Raw genomic sequence first — 16,415 nt, forward strand, 5'->3', positions numbered from 1 at the left:
GACCGCGCTCAGTCCATGTGCTCGAACGCGTCGAGCGCCCGCATCTTGTTGGTGACGTCCAGCGCCGCCACCTTGTAGGCCTCCGACAGCGTCGGGTAGTTCAGCACGGTGTCCACGAGGTAGTCGACGGTGCCGCCGCAGCCCATGATCGCCTGCCCGATGTGCACGAGGTCGGTGGCGTTGGTGCCGAAGACGTGCACGCCGAGGAGCGTGCGGTCCTCGGTGGAGACCAGCAGCTTGAGCATCCCGTAGGAGTCACCGACGATGGCGCCGCGCGCGAGCTCGCGGTAGCGCGACATCCCCACCTCGTACGGCACGGCGGCCGACGTCAGCTCCGCCTCGGTCTTCCCGCAGTAGGAGATCTCGGGGATGGTGTAGATGCCGATCGGCTGCAGCTCCTGCAGCTCGCGCACCGGCTCGCCGAACGCATGGCACGCCGCGAGCCGGCCCTGGTCCATGCTCGTGGCGGCCAGCGCCGGGAAGCCGATCACGTCGCCCACCGCGAAGATGTGCGGCACCTCCGTGCGGTACTGCTTGTCGACGGTGATGCGGCCGCGCTCGTCGGCCGACAGGCCGGCCTTCTCCAGGTCGAGCTCGTCGGTGACGCCCTGCCGCCCGGCGGAGTACATCACCATGTCCGCGGCGATCCGCTTGCCGCTCGCGAGGCTGGTGACGGTGCCCTTGCTCGTGATCTCGACCTTCTCGACCTCCTCCCCGAACCGGAAGGTGACGGCCTGGTCGCGCAGGTGGAACTTCAGGGACTCGACCACCTCGGGATCGCAGAAGTCGAGCATCTGCGGGCGCTTCTCGACCACGGTCACGCGCGTGCCGAGCGCGGCGAACATCGACGCGTACTCGATGCCGATCACCCCCGCTCCGACCACCACCAGCGAACCCGGGACGCGCCGCATGCCCAGCACGGCATCGGAGTCCATGACGTGCTCGTCGTCGAACTCGACCTCGGCGGGCCGCGCCGGCTTCGTCCCGGTGGCGATGACGATGTTCTCGGCGGTGACGGTGTGGTGGTCGCCGCGGTCCTCGCCCTCGATCGTGACGGTGTGCTCGTCCACGAAACGGGCGGTGCCGCCGAGGATCTCGACGTGGTTGCGCAGCAGCTGGCTGCGGATCACCTCCACCTCCCGCCCGACGACGTGCGCCGTGCGCGCGAGCAGGTCGGCGATGGTGATCTCGGACTTCACGCGGTAGCTCGCGCCGTACATGTCGCGCTGGGCGAAACCGGTCAGGTAGAGCACCGCCTCGCGCAGCGTCTTCGACGGGATCGTGCCGGTGTTGACGCAGACCCCGCCCATCATGTTGCGCCGCTCCGCGACGCACACCCGCTTGCCCAGCTTGGCCGCGGAGATCGCCGCCTTCTGGCCGCCGGGCCCGGAGCCGATCACCAGCAGGTCGAAGTCGTACACGTCGACGCCCTCCCTACCGCGATGACGTCCGGTCGGACGCGCCTCACCGGCCAGCGTCGCGGGCGCACGCGGCATCGGCAAGCCGCGCAGGTTAACAGTCGACGACGACAGGACGGGCGCTCGGCGACCGCCCGGCGGCCCGGTCATCCCCATCGCGCCGTCCGGAGGTTGTTTCCGGACCTGCTGTCCACAGCCGAACGGAGCAGCGCTCCCACGGGCCCGCACGGCGCCGCACCCTCGGCGCATGGCCTCTCCCGATCGCCCCGCTCCCCGCCACCCCGTCGCCGCCGGTCCTCCCGTCGTCCTCGTCCGCGACCCCGGCGAGTTCGTGGTCGCGCTCCCGTACCTCCTCGGGTTCCATCCGCGTGAGTCGCTCGTGCTCGTCGCCACGGGCGGCGATTCCGGGCGCCGGCTGGGGCTGACGGTCCGGGTCGACCTCCCGCCGCCCGAGCACCAGGCGGCGGTTGCCGATTCCGTCGTCGGCAAGCTGCTGCTCGACACACCCACGGGGGCAGCGCTGGTCGTCGTCGGTTCCGGGGGAGCCGGTCCCGCGGCCCGTGAACTGGTCGATCAGGTGGTGCACGGCCTGGAGCACCGCGGGGTGGACGTGCACACGGCGCTGTGGGCGGAGTCCACCACCGCCGGTGCTCGCTGGGGTTGCTACGACCCTTGCGGCTGCGGTGGCCCGCTCCCCGATCCGGCCACCACTGTGGCCGTCGCGAACGCGGTCGCCCTGGGCAGTGTCGCGCGGGCCGACCGGACCGATCTCGAACGGCACGTCACACCCGCTGCTGACGGTCGCCTCCGACGCCGTGATGTGATGCTGACCCAGGCCTACGACCGTGCCGTGGCGGGCGACGACGTGGTGCAGGCCGACATCACGGCCGGTGTCGTGGTGGTCGATGCGGCTCTCGGCGACGCCGCGGCCGGCCGGCTCGTGCTGGACGACGAGCGCGTGGTGGCGCTGGCGGTCGCGCTCGTCGCGCCGCCGGTGCGGGACGTGGCGATGCTGCGCAGTGCCGGGCCCCTCGCTGCGGCCGCCGAGCACCTGTGGGCCGCGCTGGCCCGCGAGATGCCCGATCCGGAGGCCGCCGAGCCGGCCGCCCTGCTCGCCGTGTCGGCGCTGCTGCGTGGTGACGGGGCGCTGGCCAACGTGGCGCTCGACCGTGCCGAACGCGCGTGGCCGGGCCACCGGCTCACCGGACTGCTCCGTCAGGTCACCGACGCCGGCATACGTCCGGGTGAGCTTCGCAGGTGCCTGGGGCACGGGCACGGGGCGGCAGATGCGGTTCCATCGGCGCGGTCGGGAGCGGACGGATGGTAGCCCGACGACGCCGTCCCGGCCGCGTGGCGACGTGCCGCCGGCCCCCGGATCAGGCCGTCCCCGCGTCAGGAGGCGGCGTGCTCCTCGGTGAAACGCCAGGCGTCGGCCACGATGGTGGTGATGTCGGTGCGCTCGGGGCTCCAGCCCAGGGCGGCGCGGGCCGCGTCGCTGGAGGCGATCAGCACCGCGGGGTCGCCTGCGCGCCGCGGGGCGGTCACAGCCGGGATCGGGTGGCCGGTCACGGTGCGGCAGGCCTCGATCACCTCGCGCACCGAGAAGCCGGTGCCGGAGCCGAGGTTGTAGACGGCGTGCGTGCCCGGCTCGGCGTTCGCCACCGCCAGCAGGTGGGCGGCCGCGAGGTCGTCCACGTGGATGTAGTCGCGGATGCAGGTGCCGTCGGCAGTCGGCCAGTCCTCGCCGTAGACCTCCACGGAGGCGCGCTTGCCCGACGCCACCTGGAGCACGATCGGGATGAGGTGGGTCTCCACCGTGTGCCGCTCGCCGAACCGGCCGTGCGCGCCCGCCACGTTGAAGTACCGCAGGCTCACCGCGGCCAGGCCGTGGGCGTCCGCGTAGGAGGTGATCATGTGGTCGATCGCGAGCTTGCTGGCGCCGTAGGGGTTGGTCGGCTGCGTGGGGGAGGTCTCCCGGATCGGCACCTCCATGGGCTGGCCGTAGGTGGCGGCCGTGGAGGAGAACACCAGGCGCGGGGTGCCGTGACGGCGGATGGCCTCCAGCAGCCGCAGCGAGGTCACCACGTTGCCCTGCCAGTACAGCTCGGGGTGGTTCACCGATTCGCCCACGAGCGAGCGGGCGGCGAAGTGAAGCACGCCGTCGAAGCCGTCGGCCAGCAGGTCGTCGGCGGCCTCTGCCAGGTCGGCCTTCACGAACTGTGCGCCGTCCGGCACCGCGTCGGCGTGCCCTGTGGAGAGGTCGTCCAGCACGGTGACCTCGTGGCCTGCCTCCAGCAGGTGGGCGGCGCAGACACTGCCGACGTAGCCGGCTCCGCCGGTGACGAGCAACTTCACGGTGGTCCTCCTCGCGGGACGGAACTGCCTTTGCGCGTCACCGTCTCATGGCCCGCCGGGCCCGCCGCGCGCGCGTCGGGGCCCCGGGAGCCGGCACCGTGGGAGCCGGCACCACAGCCCTCAGTGGGCTCGCACGAGCACCGCGTGGGCGATGAGCGGGGCCACCGTGGACCCCGAACCCGTGGCGTCCACCGGCACGGCGTCGCCGAAGCGGGCGATGGCCTGGACGTCCACGACCTCGCCGGGCACCACGCCCGCATCCTTCAGCTCGGCCATCAGGTCGGCGTCCACCTGCACGTGCTCGGCGATCCGGCGCACCTCGACGCGGCCACCGCCGCGGCGGGCGAACTCGTCGAGCCGCTGCAGGCCCACCTCGAGCGACGGCGGGGTCGAGATGCCCCGCTCGGTCTCGGGGAGCCGGGCGAGCTCGTCCAGCCCCGGGATCGGGTTGCCGTACGGGGAGATCGTCGGGTTGTCGAGCAGCTGCACGAGCTTGCGCTCCACGGCGTCGCTCATCACGTGCTCCCAGCGACACGCCTCGGCGTGCACGAGCTCCCACTCGAGCCCGATCACGTCGGTGAGCAGGCGCTCGGCGAGCCGGTGCTTGCGCATCACGGCCACCGCGCGGTTGCGCCCGTCGTCGGTCAGCTCGAGGTGACGGTCGCCCGCCACCACCAGCAGGCCGTCGCGCTCCATCCGCGCCACGGTCTGGCTCACGGTCGGCCCACTCTGCCCGAGGCGTTCGGCGATCCGCGCGCGCAGCGGTGTGACGCCCTCCTCCTCGAGTTCGTAGATCGTCCGGAGGTACATCTCGGTCGTGTCGATGAGCTCGTTCACGCGCACAGCCCTTCCGTCAAGTCTCCATCCTATCCGGCGAACGCGTCGCGGAGCCCAGGCCATACCGGGCAGGATGACCAGGTGTCCGCACTCTCCGCCCCGCTCGTCGCGTCGTCCTCCCTCCAGGCCGCCCTGACAGGGCCGGATCGTCCGGTCGTGCTCGACGTCCGGTACCGGCTGGGTGGCCCTCCCGGCCGCCCCGACCACGACGCGGGCCACATCTCCGGCGCCGTGTTCGTGGATCTCGACACCGAGCTCGCGTCGGCCCCGGGCGTGGCGGGCCGGCACCCGCTGCCGGAGCCGGCCCGGCTGCAGGAGGTGCTGCGGCGGGCCGGGGTGCGGGAGGACTCGGTCGTCGTGGCGCACGACGACGGCAACGGGTCGATCGCCGCGCGCGCCTGGTGGCTGCTGCGCTGGGCCGGCCTCCCGGCCGACCGGGTGGCGGTGCTCGACGGGGGTTGGGCGGGCTGGCTCGCGGCCGGGCTGCCGACCACGGCCGAGCCGTCGCTGCCCGTGCCCGGCGACGTCACGGTCCGTCCGGGTGGGATGCCGGTGATCGATGCCGACGAGGCCGCCGCGCTCGCCCGCTCCGGCGTGCTGCTCGACGCCCGTGCCGGCGCGCGCTACCGGGGGGAGCTCGAACCGGTCGACCCCCGGGCCGGGCACGTGCCGGGCGCGCGCAACGTGCCCACCGCCGATCTCGTGGGCCCCGGCGGGTTCTGGCTCGCTCCCGACACGCTGGCCGCGCGGTTCGCCGCGGCGGGTGCCGGTCCGGCCGATGCCGAGGTAGCGGCCTACTGCGGGTCGGGCGTCACGGCCGCGGCGCTGGTGCTCGGCGCCGAGCGCGCGGGTCTGCGGCCGTCGTCGCGGCCGATCGCGCTGTACGTGGGGTCGTGGTCGAACTGGTCGGCCGATCCGTCGCGGCCGGTCGCCACGGGAGCCGCCCCGTGACCTCTGATCGCCTACGGTCGGCCCCATGAGTCCCCGTGCAGCGGTGGTGTGGACACCGGAGTTCCTCAGCTACGACCTCGGTGACGACCACCCGCTGGACCCGGTGCGCCTCGACCTGACCATGCGCCTGGCCACCGAGCTGGGCGTGCTCGAAGGCGTGGAGCCGGTCGTGCCGACGCCCGCGCCCGACGAGGAGGTGCAGCGGATCCACGTCCCGTCGTACCTCACGGCGGTCAAGTCGGCGCCGGAGATCCCGTTCGGCGTCGGCCACGGGCTCGGTACCGACGACAACCCGATCTTCCTCGGCATGCACGAGGCGAGCGCACTGATCTGCGGCGGCTCGCTCAGCGCGGCCCGCGAGATCGCCGAGGGCCGTGCCGACCGGGCCGTCTCGATCGCGGGCGGCCTGCACCACGCCATGGCCGACCGCGCCTCGGGGTTCTGCGTCTACAACGACTGCGCAGTCGCCATCTCCTGGCTGCTCGACCACGGCTACGACCGCATCGCCTACGTCGACGTCGACGTCCACCACGGCGACGGTGTCCAGGCCGCCTTCTACGCCGACCCGCGGGTGTTGACGATCTCCCTGCACCAGCATCCGATGACGCTGTGGCCGGGCACGGGCTGGCCGGGGGAGTACGGGTCGGGCACCGGTGAGGGGTACGCGGTGAACCTCCCGCTGCCGCCGGGCACCGCGGACCCGTCGTGGCTGCGCGCGTTCGACGCCGTGGTGCCGTCGCTGCTGGAGGCGTTCCGGCCGCAGATCCTCGTCACGCAGTGCGGCGCAGACACACACGCCGAGGACCCGCTCGCCGACCTCGGCCTCTCGGTCGACGGCCACCGGGCCATCTACGGCCGCCTGCGCAGCCTCGCGGAGCGCACGGCCGGGGGCAAGTGGCTCGCCACCGGCGGAGGCGGCTACGGGCTGTTCCGGGTGGTGCCGCGCTCGTGGACGCACCTCATCGCCACGGTGCTCGACCGCGATGTCGACCCCCGGCGGCCGGTGCCCGCGGGCTGGATCGCGCACACGGCCGGCCTCACCGGCCAGGAGCTGCCCACCAGCATGACCGACGGCCGCGACACCGCCACCGACCCGTGGTCCGAGGGCTCCGACCGGGTCGACGCGGCTGTCATCGAGACTCGCCGCGCGGTGTTCCCGCTGCACGGCCTCGATCCCGACGACCCCCGGGACTGACATGGAGACCACCCCGTCCGCGCCTGCCGCCGACCTGGCTCCGCCGAAGGCCGAGATCGACCCCGGCCCCGGCTACCCGCGCCACTGGGAGGCCGACGTCGTCGCGTCCGACGGCGGCATCGTGCACCTGCGCCCGATCCTGCCGCGCGACGCCGACGCGCTCCTGCGCTTCCACGAGAGCCTGTCCGAGCGCACCCGCTACCTGCGGTTCTTCGGCCCGTACCCGCGGATCTCGCCGAAGGATCTCGTCCGGTTCACCACGGTCGACCACCGCTCGCGGGTGGGCTTCATCTGCCTGCTCGGCGACGAGATCATCGCCGTCGGGCGGTACGAGGGACTGCCCGGCGACGGCGGGCCGGGCGGCACCGAAGGCACGCCCGGCCCCGACTCGGCGGAGGTCGCGTTCGTCGCCCGCGACGAGCACCAGGGCCGCGGGCTGGGCTCGATCCTGCTGGAGCACCTCGCCGCCGCCGCGCGGGAGAACGGGCTGCGCCGGTTCGAGGCCGAGGTGCTGGTGGAGAACCACCAGATGGTGCGGGTGTTCCGGCAGGCCGGGTACCAGGTCAGCCGGGCGTTCTCCGAGGGCGTGCTGCACCTCGAGTTCGACATCGACCCCACCGAGCAGTCGCTCGCCGTCCGCGACGCCCGCGAGCAGCGGGCCGAGGCGCGCAGCGTCCACAATGCGCTGCACCCCGCGTCGGTGGCGGTGATCGGCGCGTCCACGGACCCGTCCAAGATCGGGCACGCGGTGCTCGCCAACCTGCTGCGGGGCAACTTCACCGGTCCGGTGTTCCCCGTCAACCCCGACGCCCGGTCCGTCCGCGGCGTGCGCGCCTACGCCTCGGTCACCGACATCCCCGACGAGGTCGACCTCGCCGTCATCGCGGTGCCCGCGGCGGGCATCGACGAGGTCATGGACTCATGCCTGGAGAAGGGCGTCACCGCGCTGGTGGTGATCAGTTCCGGGTTCGCGGAGGCAGGGGAGGGCGGCACGGTCGCCGAGCGCAGGCTGGTGGCCGAGGCGCGGGCCCACGGCATGCGCGTGGTCGGCCCCAACGCGCTCGGGGTGGTCAACACCGCGCCGGACGTCCGGCTCAACGCAACGCTGGCCCCCGACATCCCCGGCAGTGGGCGGGTCGGGTTCTTCTCCCAGTCCGGCGCGCTGGGCACGGCGATCCTGGCCTCGGCTAAGGAACGTGGCCTGGGCCTGTCCACGTTCGTCTCGGCGGGCAACCGCGCCGACGTCTCCGGCAATGACCTCCTCCAGTACTGGCAGACCGACCCGGCCACCGACGTCGTCCTGCTCTACCTGGAGACGTTCGGCAACCCGCGCAAGTTCGCCCGCCTCGCGCGGCGGCTGGCTCGCACCAAGCCGGTGGTGGCGGTGAAGAGCGGCCGCCACACCGGACCCACGCCGGGGCTGGCCCTCACCGCCGCCCCGATCGACGAGGCGAGCGTCCGCGCCCTGTTCGAGCAGTCCGGGGTGATCCGGGTCGAGACGCTCGCGGAGCTGTTCGACACCGCGCTGGTCCTGGCCTACCAGCCGCTGCCCACGGGGCCGAGCGTCGCTGTCGTCGGCAACTCCAACGCCCTCGGCCTGCTCGTCAGCGACGCCCTGCTCGACGAGGGCATGGAGCTCGCCGGCGCCCCTGTCGACGTCGGTACGGCCGCGCCTCCGGAGGAGTTCGCGTCCGCGGTCGCGAAGGCGGCGGGCGACGCCGGCACCGACGCGCTGGTCGCGGTGTTCGTGCCGCCGATCGCCACGCCCGGCGCGGCCTACGCGCGGGCGCTGCGGGAGGCGGTGAAGGGCATCGACAAGCCGGTGGTCGCGGTCTTCCTCGCCGCGGAGGGGGTGCCCGCGGAGCTCGCGGTGCCGGGGCCCGACGGCACGCCGATGCGCGGGTCCGTGCCGAGCTACCCCAGCCCGGAGCGGGCCGCGGCCGCGCTGGCCCGGGTCAGCCGCTATGCGCGGTGGCATGCCCGCCCGGTCGGGGAGTTCGCGGTGCCCGACGGCGTCGACTCCGAGCGCGCACGGGAGGTCGTGGCCCGCCTCGGGTCCGGTGAGCGCCACGAGCTCAGCGACGAGGACGCCCTGGAGCTGCTGGCCTGCTACGGCATCACGCTCGCCGAGTTCCGGCGGGTCACCGGCGCGGAGGCCGCGGTCGCCGCCGCCGACGAGCTCGGCTACCCGGTCGCCATCAAGGCGGCGGGGGCGCGCTGGCGCCATCGCACCGACCTCGTGGGCGTGCGCCTGGACGTCGGGGCGCCGGCCGGGGTGCGCCGTGCCCACGGCGACCTCGCCGGCATCACCGGGCACGACGAGGTCTACGTCCAGCGCATGGCGCCGAAGGGCATCTCGTGCGTGCTCGAGATCGTCGACGACCCGTCGTTCGGCTCGCTGCTGTCGTTCGGGCTGTCCGGGATGGCCACGGAGCTGCTCGGCGACCGCGCCTTCCGTGTGGTGCCGGTGTCGGACCAGGACGCGGCCGCGCTGGTCCGGGCTCCCCGCGCGGCCCCGCTGCTCGCCGGCTACAAGGGCACCGAGCCCACGCGGCTCGAGGCGCTCGAGGACCTCGTGCTGCGCGTCGGCCGCATCGCGGAGGACCTCCCGGAGGTGCGCTCGCTCGCGCTGGACCCCGTCCTCGCCTCGCCGGAGGGCGCCGCGGTCATCGGTGCGCGGATCGTGCTGGGCCCGCCGCCCAACCGTGCCGACGGTGGCCCCCGCCGGCTGCGGTGATCAGGCGGGGCGATCCGGCGTGATCACCGCGAGCAGGGCGTCCGCGATGCCCCGGCCCAGCTCGGCCGGGGTGCGCGGACCCGTCGGGCGGTACCACTTGTAGGTCCAGTTCGCCGCGCCAAGGCACATGTTGACGAACACCTTCGGGGTCATCGCCAGCTGCACCTGCGGGTGCGCGGCGAGGTGCTGCTCGAGCGTGGCCACGGCGACGTCCTCGAACGCGCGCCTGCGCACCAGTAGTTCCTCGGCGAGGTCGGGGCGCAGCTCGTCCTCCTCCTCGAAGCAGATCTTGAGCAGCCCCCGGTTCTCGCAGGTGTAGACGACCCGGGAGACGAGGAGATCGCGCAGCCCGTCGAGCGGGGTGGCGGACGCGGCGACGGTCTCGCGGGCCATCCGCAGGCTCTCGTCGAGCACCTCGGAGTAGATCCGGACGAGCAGCTCCTCCTTGTTGCGGAAGTAGTGGTAGAGCGTCGGCTTCGAGAGGCCGACGCCCGCCGCGATCTCGTTCATGGAGGTGGCGCGGTAGCCGCGGGTCCCGAAGATCTCCACGGAGGCGGCGAGCACCCGGGCGCGCTGGGCGTCCGCGCGGGTCGGGGTCTCGCTGGTGGAGTCGGGCATCGGAGACCCCATCTTCTCATCGGCGGAGCTCTCGCTTGACAGGCATGTCGAGTACCACTGTACTAGTTCCCGACCGTCCGGTCGGTCGAAGAACAGGGAGGCCTCATGAGCTGGGAGCTCGACGACGACCACCGCGAATTCCAGGCCACGTGCCGGTCGTTCGTCGACCGGGAGGTGCGCCCGCTGGTGGAGCCGTCCGAAGCGGCGGGCACGTTCCCGGCGGAGCTGTGGAAGCCGCTCGGCGCGGCCGGACTGCTCGGGCTCGTGACGCCCGCCGCGCACGGCGGGGCCGACGGTGACGGGCTGGCCGTCGCCCTGCTGGCCGAGGAGCTGTCCCGGGCGAGCGGTGGGATCGCGGTCACCGCGCTGGTCAGCGCCTACATGGCCGCGCCGCACATCGTCCGCCACGGCACCGCGGCGCAGCAGGAGCGCTGGCTGCCCCCGCTGGCGTCCGGGGAGGCCGTGGCGTCCATCGCCGTCACCGAGCCCGGCACCGGCTCTGACGTCGCCGGTGTCACCACCACGGCGCGCCGCTCCGACGAGGGCTGGGTGCTCAACGGCCGCAAGATGTACATCACCAACGCCGGGCTGGCCGATCTGCTGATCGTCGCCGCCCGCACCGGTGACCCCGGGCGTGGCGGGGTGACGCTGTTCCTGGTCGAGGGCACGGCGGCCGGTCTCTCGACGGGAAGGCCGCTGGCCAAGATGGGCTGGCACTCCTCCGACACCCGTGAGGTGGTGCTCGACGACGTCACCGTCGCGGCCGACGCGGTGCTCGGCCAGGAGAACCGCGGTTTCTACCAGATCATGGAGGCCTTTCAGCTCGAGCGCATCGCGCTGGCCGGGATGGGCGTCGGGCACGCGGCGGAGTGCCTGGAACTGGCGATGGACTACGCGCGTCAGCGGGAGGCGTTCGGCGCTCCGCTGACGCACCTGCAGACGATCCGCCACAAGCTCGCACTGATGGAGATCGAGCTGGAGTCGGCGCGGCTCGTCACCTACCAGGCCGCCGCGCGGCTCGACGCCGGGCATCCCGAGGCGTCGAGGTCGGTGGCCCGGGCGAAGTACGTGTCCGCGGTGGCCTGCAACCGGATCGTCGACGACGCTGTGCAGCTGTTCGGCGGTGCGGGGTTCGTGGAGGAGTCGCCGGTCGCTCGGCACTACCGCGACGCCCGCATCCTGCGCATCGGCGGCGGCACGGACGAGATCCAGCTGGAGATCCTGACGCGCGGCATGGCCTCGTGACAGTGGACATCAGCGCGCCGACCGTCGACGCCGCGCCGACCGTCGACGAGGTCGTCGCCGCCACCGACAAGGCCCGCGCGGGCGGCGACCCCGCCCGCTGGCCGGACAAGCTGCCCGTCCGGGACCGGCTGGCGGTGCTGTTCGACCCCGGCACGTTCGTCGAGGACGGCCTGCTCGCCACCGCCGCCGACCAGGCGCTTGCCGCCGACGGGGTGATCACCGGCGTGGGCCGGGTCGACGGGCGGCCGGTGGCGGTCATCGCGCACGACTTCACCGTCAAGGCCGGGTCCTGGGGCGAGCTGACGTGCGAGAAGCAGATCCGCATCCTGGAGCGCGCCGACCGTGACCTGTTGCCGGTCGTCTACCTGGTGGACTCCGCGGGTGGACGGCTCACCGACCAGATGGGCTTCTTCCCCGGGCGCCGCGGAGCGTCGGCGATCTTCCAGCTCCAGGTGAAGCTGTCCGGCCGCGTGCCGCAGTTGTGCTGCCTGCACGGGCCGAGCGCCGCGGGCGGGGCGTACATGCCGGCGTTCTGCGACTGGGTCGGGATGGTCGACGGCAACGCGTCGATGTACCTGGCCAGCCCGCGCGTGGCGGAGAAGGTCACCGGCGAGCGCACCACGCTGGAGGAGATGGGTGGCGCGATGATGCACGCCACCGTCTCCGGCTGCGGCGACGAGGTGTTCGACGAGGACTGGGAGGCGATCGCGGCGGCCCGGCTGCTGCTGAGCTACCTCCCCGACGACTTCCGTTCGGCTCCCGCTCGTGCGGAGTCCCGGGAGCCGGAGCGCGAGGACTGGGACGGGCTCGTGCCCGTGGACCCGAACACCGCCTACGACGTGCGCGACGTGGTCGACCGCCTTGTCGACGCCGGGTCGTTCTTCGAGATCAAGGCCCGCTGGGCGCAGGAGCTGGTGACGGGTCTGGCCCGGCTGGACGGCCGCGTGATCGGGATCGTCGCCAACCAGCCGCAGGTGCGCAGTGGTGCGATCTTCGTCGACTCCGCCGACAAGGCCGCCAAGTTCATCTCGACGTGCGACGCGTTCAACATCCCCCTTGTGTTCCTGCAGGACGTACCCGGCTTCATGGTCGGCGTCGAGGTCGAGCGGCAGGGCATCATCCGCCACGGCGCCAAGATGATCACGGCGATGGCCAGCGCCGAGGTGCCGAAGTACACCGTGGTACTGCGCAAGGCCTACGCCGCGGGCTACTACGCGATGTGCGCGCCGGGCTTCGAGCCCCGCGCCACGCTCGCGCTGCCCACCGCGACCATCGGCCCGATGGGCGCCGAGGCGTCGGTCAACGCGGTGTACGCCAACAAGATCGCCGCCATCGAGGACGAGGACGAGCGCGCGACGTTCGTCGCCGCCCGTACCGCCGAGCAGCAGGCCGACATCAACCTGCTGCGCATGGCGTCCGACCTCGTCGTCGACGCCGTCGTCGAGCCCGACCGGCTGCGCACCGAGCTCGCCGCGCGGATGGTCGACGCCGACCGCTGGACCCGAACCACCGGCCGCCGCCACCACCCCATCAGCCCCGTGTGACCAGGAGGACGACGATGTCCGAGACCCCCGACAGCCTGGCGCAGCTCCTCGACGCGCCGATCATCCCGCTCTCTCCGGAGTGGACCGTGCCGGCGCGCGTCGAGCAGCTCGCCGCCGCCCGCGCACTCGACGGGCCGGACGCCTACTGGGAATGGGTGGCGCAGCAGCAGCGCTGGTCCACGCCCTGGACGACGGTGCGCGCCGGCGACATCGACGACTTCCGCTACTTCGACGGCGGCCGGATCAACGTCGCCGACAACTGCGTCGACCGGTGGGCCGAGGACCCCGCCACCGCCGGCCGCGCCGCCGTGGTCTGGGAGGGGGAGCCGGGCGACACGCGCACGCTGACCTACGCCGACCTGGCCGACGAGGTCAACCGCCTCGCGGCCGGGCTGCTGGAGCTCGGCGTGACCAAGGGCGACGTCGTCGCGATCTACATGCCCAACCTCGTGGAGGCGTTCACCTCCATCCACGCCTGCAACCGGATCGGCGCCATCTACACGGTGCTGTTCTCCGGGTTCGCCGAGGAGGCCGTGGCGTCGCGGCTGCAGGCGGCGCGCGCGAAGGTCGTGGTGGTGGCCGACGCGATCTACCGCCGGGGCAAGCCGATCCCGCTGCTGACGACCCTGCGCGCGGCCCGTGAGCGCACGCCGACGGTGCAGGCCACGGTGGTGGTCGACCGCACCGGCGACGCCGTACCGCTCGTCGAGGGGGAGCACGCCTACGCCGCCGTGCTGGAGAAGGGCGCCGCCGGCACCCCGGCCGTCCCGCTCGACCCCAACGAACCGTCGTTCCTGATCTTCACCTCCGGCACCGAGTCGCGGCCGAAGGGCGTGGTGCACAGCGTCGGCGGGTTCCTGCTCGGCACCTGGGCCAACGCGCACTGGCAGGCAGGCTACGAGGAGGGGGATGTGTACTGGGTGGCCGCCGACGTCGGCTGGCTGACGTTCCCCATCCAGGCCGTGGTCGGCGGGCTGGCCTGCGGCATGACGATCGCGTGCTTCGAGGGCGCGCTCGACACCCCGACCACGTCGCGGTTCTACGAGATCTGCGAGCGGCACGCCGTCACCAAGGTGCTGTGCGCGCCGACGCTGATCCGGATGCTGCGCAAGTTCGGCGACGACCTCGCCGCCGCGCACCCGTTGCCCGGCCTGAAGCTGATCACCGTGCAGGGCGAGCCGCTCGACGGCGACACATTCGGCTGGGCCGTCGACACGCTGCACGTGCCCGTCGTCAACGCCTACGGGCAGACCGAGACCGGCTCCACCTGGACCTACCCGGTCTACGGCGCCGAGGACCTCAAGGCCGGTTCCGTCGGCACCCCCGTGCCAGGGCACGCCTTCGAGATCCTCGACGACGACGGCGAGCCCGTGCCTGCCGGGGTCAAGGGCAACCTGGTGCTGACCAGCCCGTTCCCGACGCTCGCGCGCACCGTCTGGGACGACCACCAGCGCTACCTCGACACCTACTTCTCCCGCTTCCCGGGCAGGTACGCCACCAACGACGAGGCCGTGCTCGACCACGACGGGCACCTCTGGGTGCTCGGCCGCGCCGACGACGTGATCAACGTGGCGGCGCACCGCATCTCGACGATGGAGATCGAGGCTGTCGTCACCGCCCACCCCGACGTCGTGGAGGCCGCGGTCGTGGGCGTCCCGGATGCGACGAAGGGCACGGTCCCGATCGCCTTCGTGACGCTGCGCGGCGGCGCCGGGGAGGACGCGCCCGATCAGATACGCGCACGCGTGGTGAAGGAGATGGGCGGCTACGCGCAGCTGGACCGCGTCTACGTGACGTCGGCGATGCCCAAGACGCGCACCGGCAAGACCATGCGCCGGCTGCTGCGCGACGTCGTGGTGCACGGGAAGCCCACCGGCGACACGTCCGCGATGGAAGATCCCGCCGCTCTGGATGCGGTGGCAGCGGTGGTGAAGCGTTGAGCGGCTTCTGGTTCGAGGAGCTGACGGTCGGCCGGGTGGTCGAGGCGGCCACCCGGCGCACCGTCACCGAGACCGACAACGTGCTCTTCACGACGATGACCATGAACCCGCAACCGCTGCACCTCGACGCCGAGTTCGCGGCAAGCACCGAGTTCGGGAAACCGCTGGTCAACTCCATGTTCACGGTGGCCCTCGTCGTCGGGCTGGCGGTGCCGGAGCTGACGCTGGGCACCACCATCGCCAACCTCGGCTTCTCCGGCATCGAGTTCCCGAAACCGGTGTTCGCGGGCGACACGATCCACGTGGTCACCGAGGTGGTGGAGGCGCGCCCGTCGTCGTCGCGGCCGGATGCGGGCGTCGTCACGTTCCGGCACGAGGGCATCAACCAGCGCGACGAGGTGGTCTGCCGTGCGACGCGGGCCGCTTTCATGCGCCGCCGCCCCGCGTGATCGTGCGCCGACCGATGTCGCGGCCTTTCGCGCGTCCCCGCAGGGGGCAGGCACGGTGCGAGGACGCCCCGCGCGCTGCGACGTCGGTCGGGCGTCCGGCAGAGTGCACGGCATGACGACCGCACTGCGCTCCCTACTGTTCGTCCCCGGCGGACGTGCCGACATGATCGCGAAGGTCGGCCGGGCCGGTGCCGACGGCGTGGTGCTCGACCTCGAGGACGCCGTGGCCGCCACCGACAAGGACACGGCCCGCGCCACCGTCGTCGACGCGCTCGGCTCGCTGGAGGTGCCCGACGGCACGCTGGTGCTGGTGCGCGTCAATGCGACGGACAGCCCGTGGTTCGCGGAGGACGTCGCGGCGGTGGTCGGCACGCGGGCCGACGGGGTCGTGCTCCCCAAGCTCGAACGCACCGACCAGCTGGCCGAGCTGCAGGGCCACCACCTGACGATCATCGGCGGGCTGGAGACGGCGCTGGGGGTGGCCGACGCCCGTCCGCTGCTGGCGGCGGGCGCGGCGATGGGGCTCGTGGCGGCGTACTTCGGGGCCGAGGACTTCATCGCGGACATGGGCGGGCGCCGCACGCCCGAGGGCACCGAGGTGCTCTACGCCCGCAGCCAGGTCGCGCTCGCGGCCCGGCTGGCGGGGGTCGCGGCCCTCGACCAGGTGGTGACGGCCGTGCGTGACGACGCGGCGTTCCGCGCCGACGCCGAGCAGGCCCGCGCGCTGGGCTACCCGGGCAAGCTCTGCATCCACCCGGCACAGGTCCCCCTGGCGCACGAGGTCTTCACCCCGAGCGAGGCGGAGGTCACCCACGCCCGTGCGGTGCTGGCCGCGTCGGAGAAGGGTGTGGGCCTGCTCGACGGGGAGATGGTGGACGACGTCCACGTCCGCATGGCCCGCGCCACCCTCGCCCGCGCCGGCACTCGGCAGTAGCCCGCAGGCGCCCGCGCTCCGCCCCATCCCCGTGAGCCGACCCGGATCGGCGACCGACTCGGTACGAACCGGCGACCGCTCGCAGCCGACCTGTGCCGACTCGCGCACCGGCTGGTGCCGGCTCGCCCACCACGTCGTGCCGGCCCGCGCGCCGCTGCATGTCGGCTCGCGCGTGCGCGGAGGCCGGTCGCG

Annotated in this window: 13 protein-coding genes; 9 read left to right on the forward strand and 4 right to left on the reverse strand. The window is 73.2% G+C overall.

Translation table 11 applies throughout. The annotated features are described in order from the left end of the window. Window positions 1-8 precede the first annotated feature (8 nt). Window positions 9-1,421 carry a Si-specific NAD(P)(+) transhydrogenase gene (gene sthA, locus JWR81_RS27260; protein ID WP_297659081.1) on the reverse strand — a complete coding sequence of 471 codons (1,413 nt, stop codon included), beginning with the start codon at window positions 1,419-1,421 and terminating at the stop codon, window positions 9-11. A gap of 244 nt (window positions 1,422-1,665) precedes the next feature. On the opposite strand from sthA, the gene JWR81_RS27265 reads away from it, so the two are divergent. Continuing rightward, on the forward strand, window positions 1,666-2,745 hold the full coding sequence (locus JWR81_RS27265) for a DUF4192 domain-containing protein (RefSeq protein ID WP_297659083.1): 1,080 nt from the start codon (window positions 1,666-1,668) through the stop codon (window positions 2,743-2,745). A gap of 65 nt (window positions 2,746-2,810) precedes the next feature. Here the strand turns inward: JWR81_RS27265 and galE are convergent, their stop codons facing one another. Together galE and JWR81_RS27275 are read right to left on the reverse strand one after the other, a co-directional pair. Next, a complete protein-coding gene (gene galE, locus JWR81_RS27270; protein WP_297659085.1) occupies window positions 2,811-3,773 on the reverse strand; it encodes a UDP-glucose 4-epimerase GalE in 963 nt (320 codons plus the stop codon). A gap of 120 nt (window positions 3,774-3,893) precedes the next feature. Then, window positions 3,894-4,610, reverse strand: a complete 717-nt coding sequence (locus tag JWR81_RS27275; protein WP_297659087.1) for a metal-dependent transcriptional regulator — start codon at window positions 4,608-4,610, stop codon at window positions 3,894-3,896. Window positions 4,611-4,691: 81 nt separating this feature from the next. Here JWR81_RS27275 and JWR81_RS27280 point away from each other — a divergent pair, with 81 nt between their 5' ends. The 3 genes from JWR81_RS27280 to JWR81_RS27290 are packed head-to-tail and all read left to right on the forward strand — an operon-like array spanning window position 4,692 to window position 9,493. Continuing rightward, window positions 4,692-5,561, forward strand: coding sequence for a sulfurtransferase (locus tag JWR81_RS27280; RefSeq protein ID WP_297659089.1), 870 nt, complete (start codon window positions 4,692-4,694; stop codon window positions 5,559-5,561). A gap of 25 nt (window positions 5,562-5,586) precedes the next feature. Next, window positions 5,587-6,756, forward strand: a complete 1,170-nt coding sequence (locus tag JWR81_RS27285; RefSeq protein WP_297659091.1) for an acetoin utilization protein AcuC — start codon at window positions 5,587-5,589, stop codon at window positions 6,754-6,756. Window position 6,757: 1 nt separating this feature from the next. After that, window positions 6,758-9,493, forward strand: coding sequence for a bifunctional GNAT family N-acetyltransferase/acetate--CoA ligase family protein (locus JWR81_RS27290; protein ID WP_297659093.1), 2,736 nt, complete (start codon window positions 6,758-6,760; stop codon window positions 9,491-9,493). On the opposite strand, the gene JWR81_RS27295 is transcribed toward JWR81_RS27290, so the two are convergent. After that, window positions 9,494-10,111, reverse strand: coding sequence for a TetR/AcrR family transcriptional regulator (locus tag JWR81_RS27295; RefSeq protein WP_297659095.1), 618 nt, complete (start codon window positions 10,109-10,111; stop codon window positions 9,494-9,496). It lies immediately after the preceding gene. 105 nt (window positions 10,112-10,216) lie between these two features. Here JWR81_RS27295 and JWR81_RS27300 point away from each other — a divergent pair, with 105 nt between their 5' ends. The 5 genes from JWR81_RS27300 to JWR81_RS27320 all read left to right on the forward strand — a co-directional run bounded on the left by JWR81_RS27300 (window position 10,217) and on the right by JWR81_RS27320 (window position 16,223). Beyond that, a complete protein-coding gene (locus JWR81_RS27300) occupies window positions 10,217-11,356 on the forward strand; it encodes an acyl-CoA dehydrogenase family protein (protein ID WP_297659097.1) in 1,140 nt (379 codons plus the stop codon). Beyond that, the gene (locus JWR81_RS27305; protein ID WP_297659099.1) at window positions 11,353-12,900 is read left to right on the forward strand and encodes an acyl-CoA carboxylase subunit beta; all 1,548 of its coding nucleotides are present in this window, start codon (window positions 11,353-11,355) and stop codon (window positions 12,898-12,900) included. The genes JWR81_RS27300 and JWR81_RS27305 overlap by 4 nt, the downstream gene beginning before the upstream one ends. A gap of 14 nt (window positions 12,901-12,914) precedes the next feature. Continuing rightward, window positions 12,915-14,840: an AMP-binding protein gene (locus tag JWR81_RS27310; RefSeq protein WP_297659101.1), complete on the forward strand. Its 1,926-nt coding sequence runs from the start codon at window positions 12,915-12,917 to the stop codon at window positions 14,838-14,840. After that, window positions 14,837-15,289: a MaoC family dehydratase gene (locus tag JWR81_RS27315; RefSeq protein WP_297659103.1), complete on the forward strand. Its 453-nt coding sequence runs from the start codon at window positions 14,837-14,839 to the stop codon at window positions 15,287-15,289. The genes JWR81_RS27310 and JWR81_RS27315 overlap by 4 nt, the downstream gene beginning before the upstream one ends. A gap of 112 nt (window positions 15,290-15,401) precedes the next feature. Beyond that, entirely contained in the window at window positions 15,402-16,223 is an 822-nt protein-coding gene (locus JWR81_RS27320; RefSeq protein ID WP_297659105.1) for a CoA ester lyase, read from the forward strand. The last annotated feature ends 192 nt before the right edge of the window (window positions 16,224-16,415 follow it).

The sequence above is a fragment of the Pseudonocardia sp. genome (genome assembly GCF_025965585.1).
Classification (GTDB): Bacteria; Actinomycetota; Actinomycetes; order Mycobacteriales; family Pseudonocardiaceae; genus Pseudonocardia.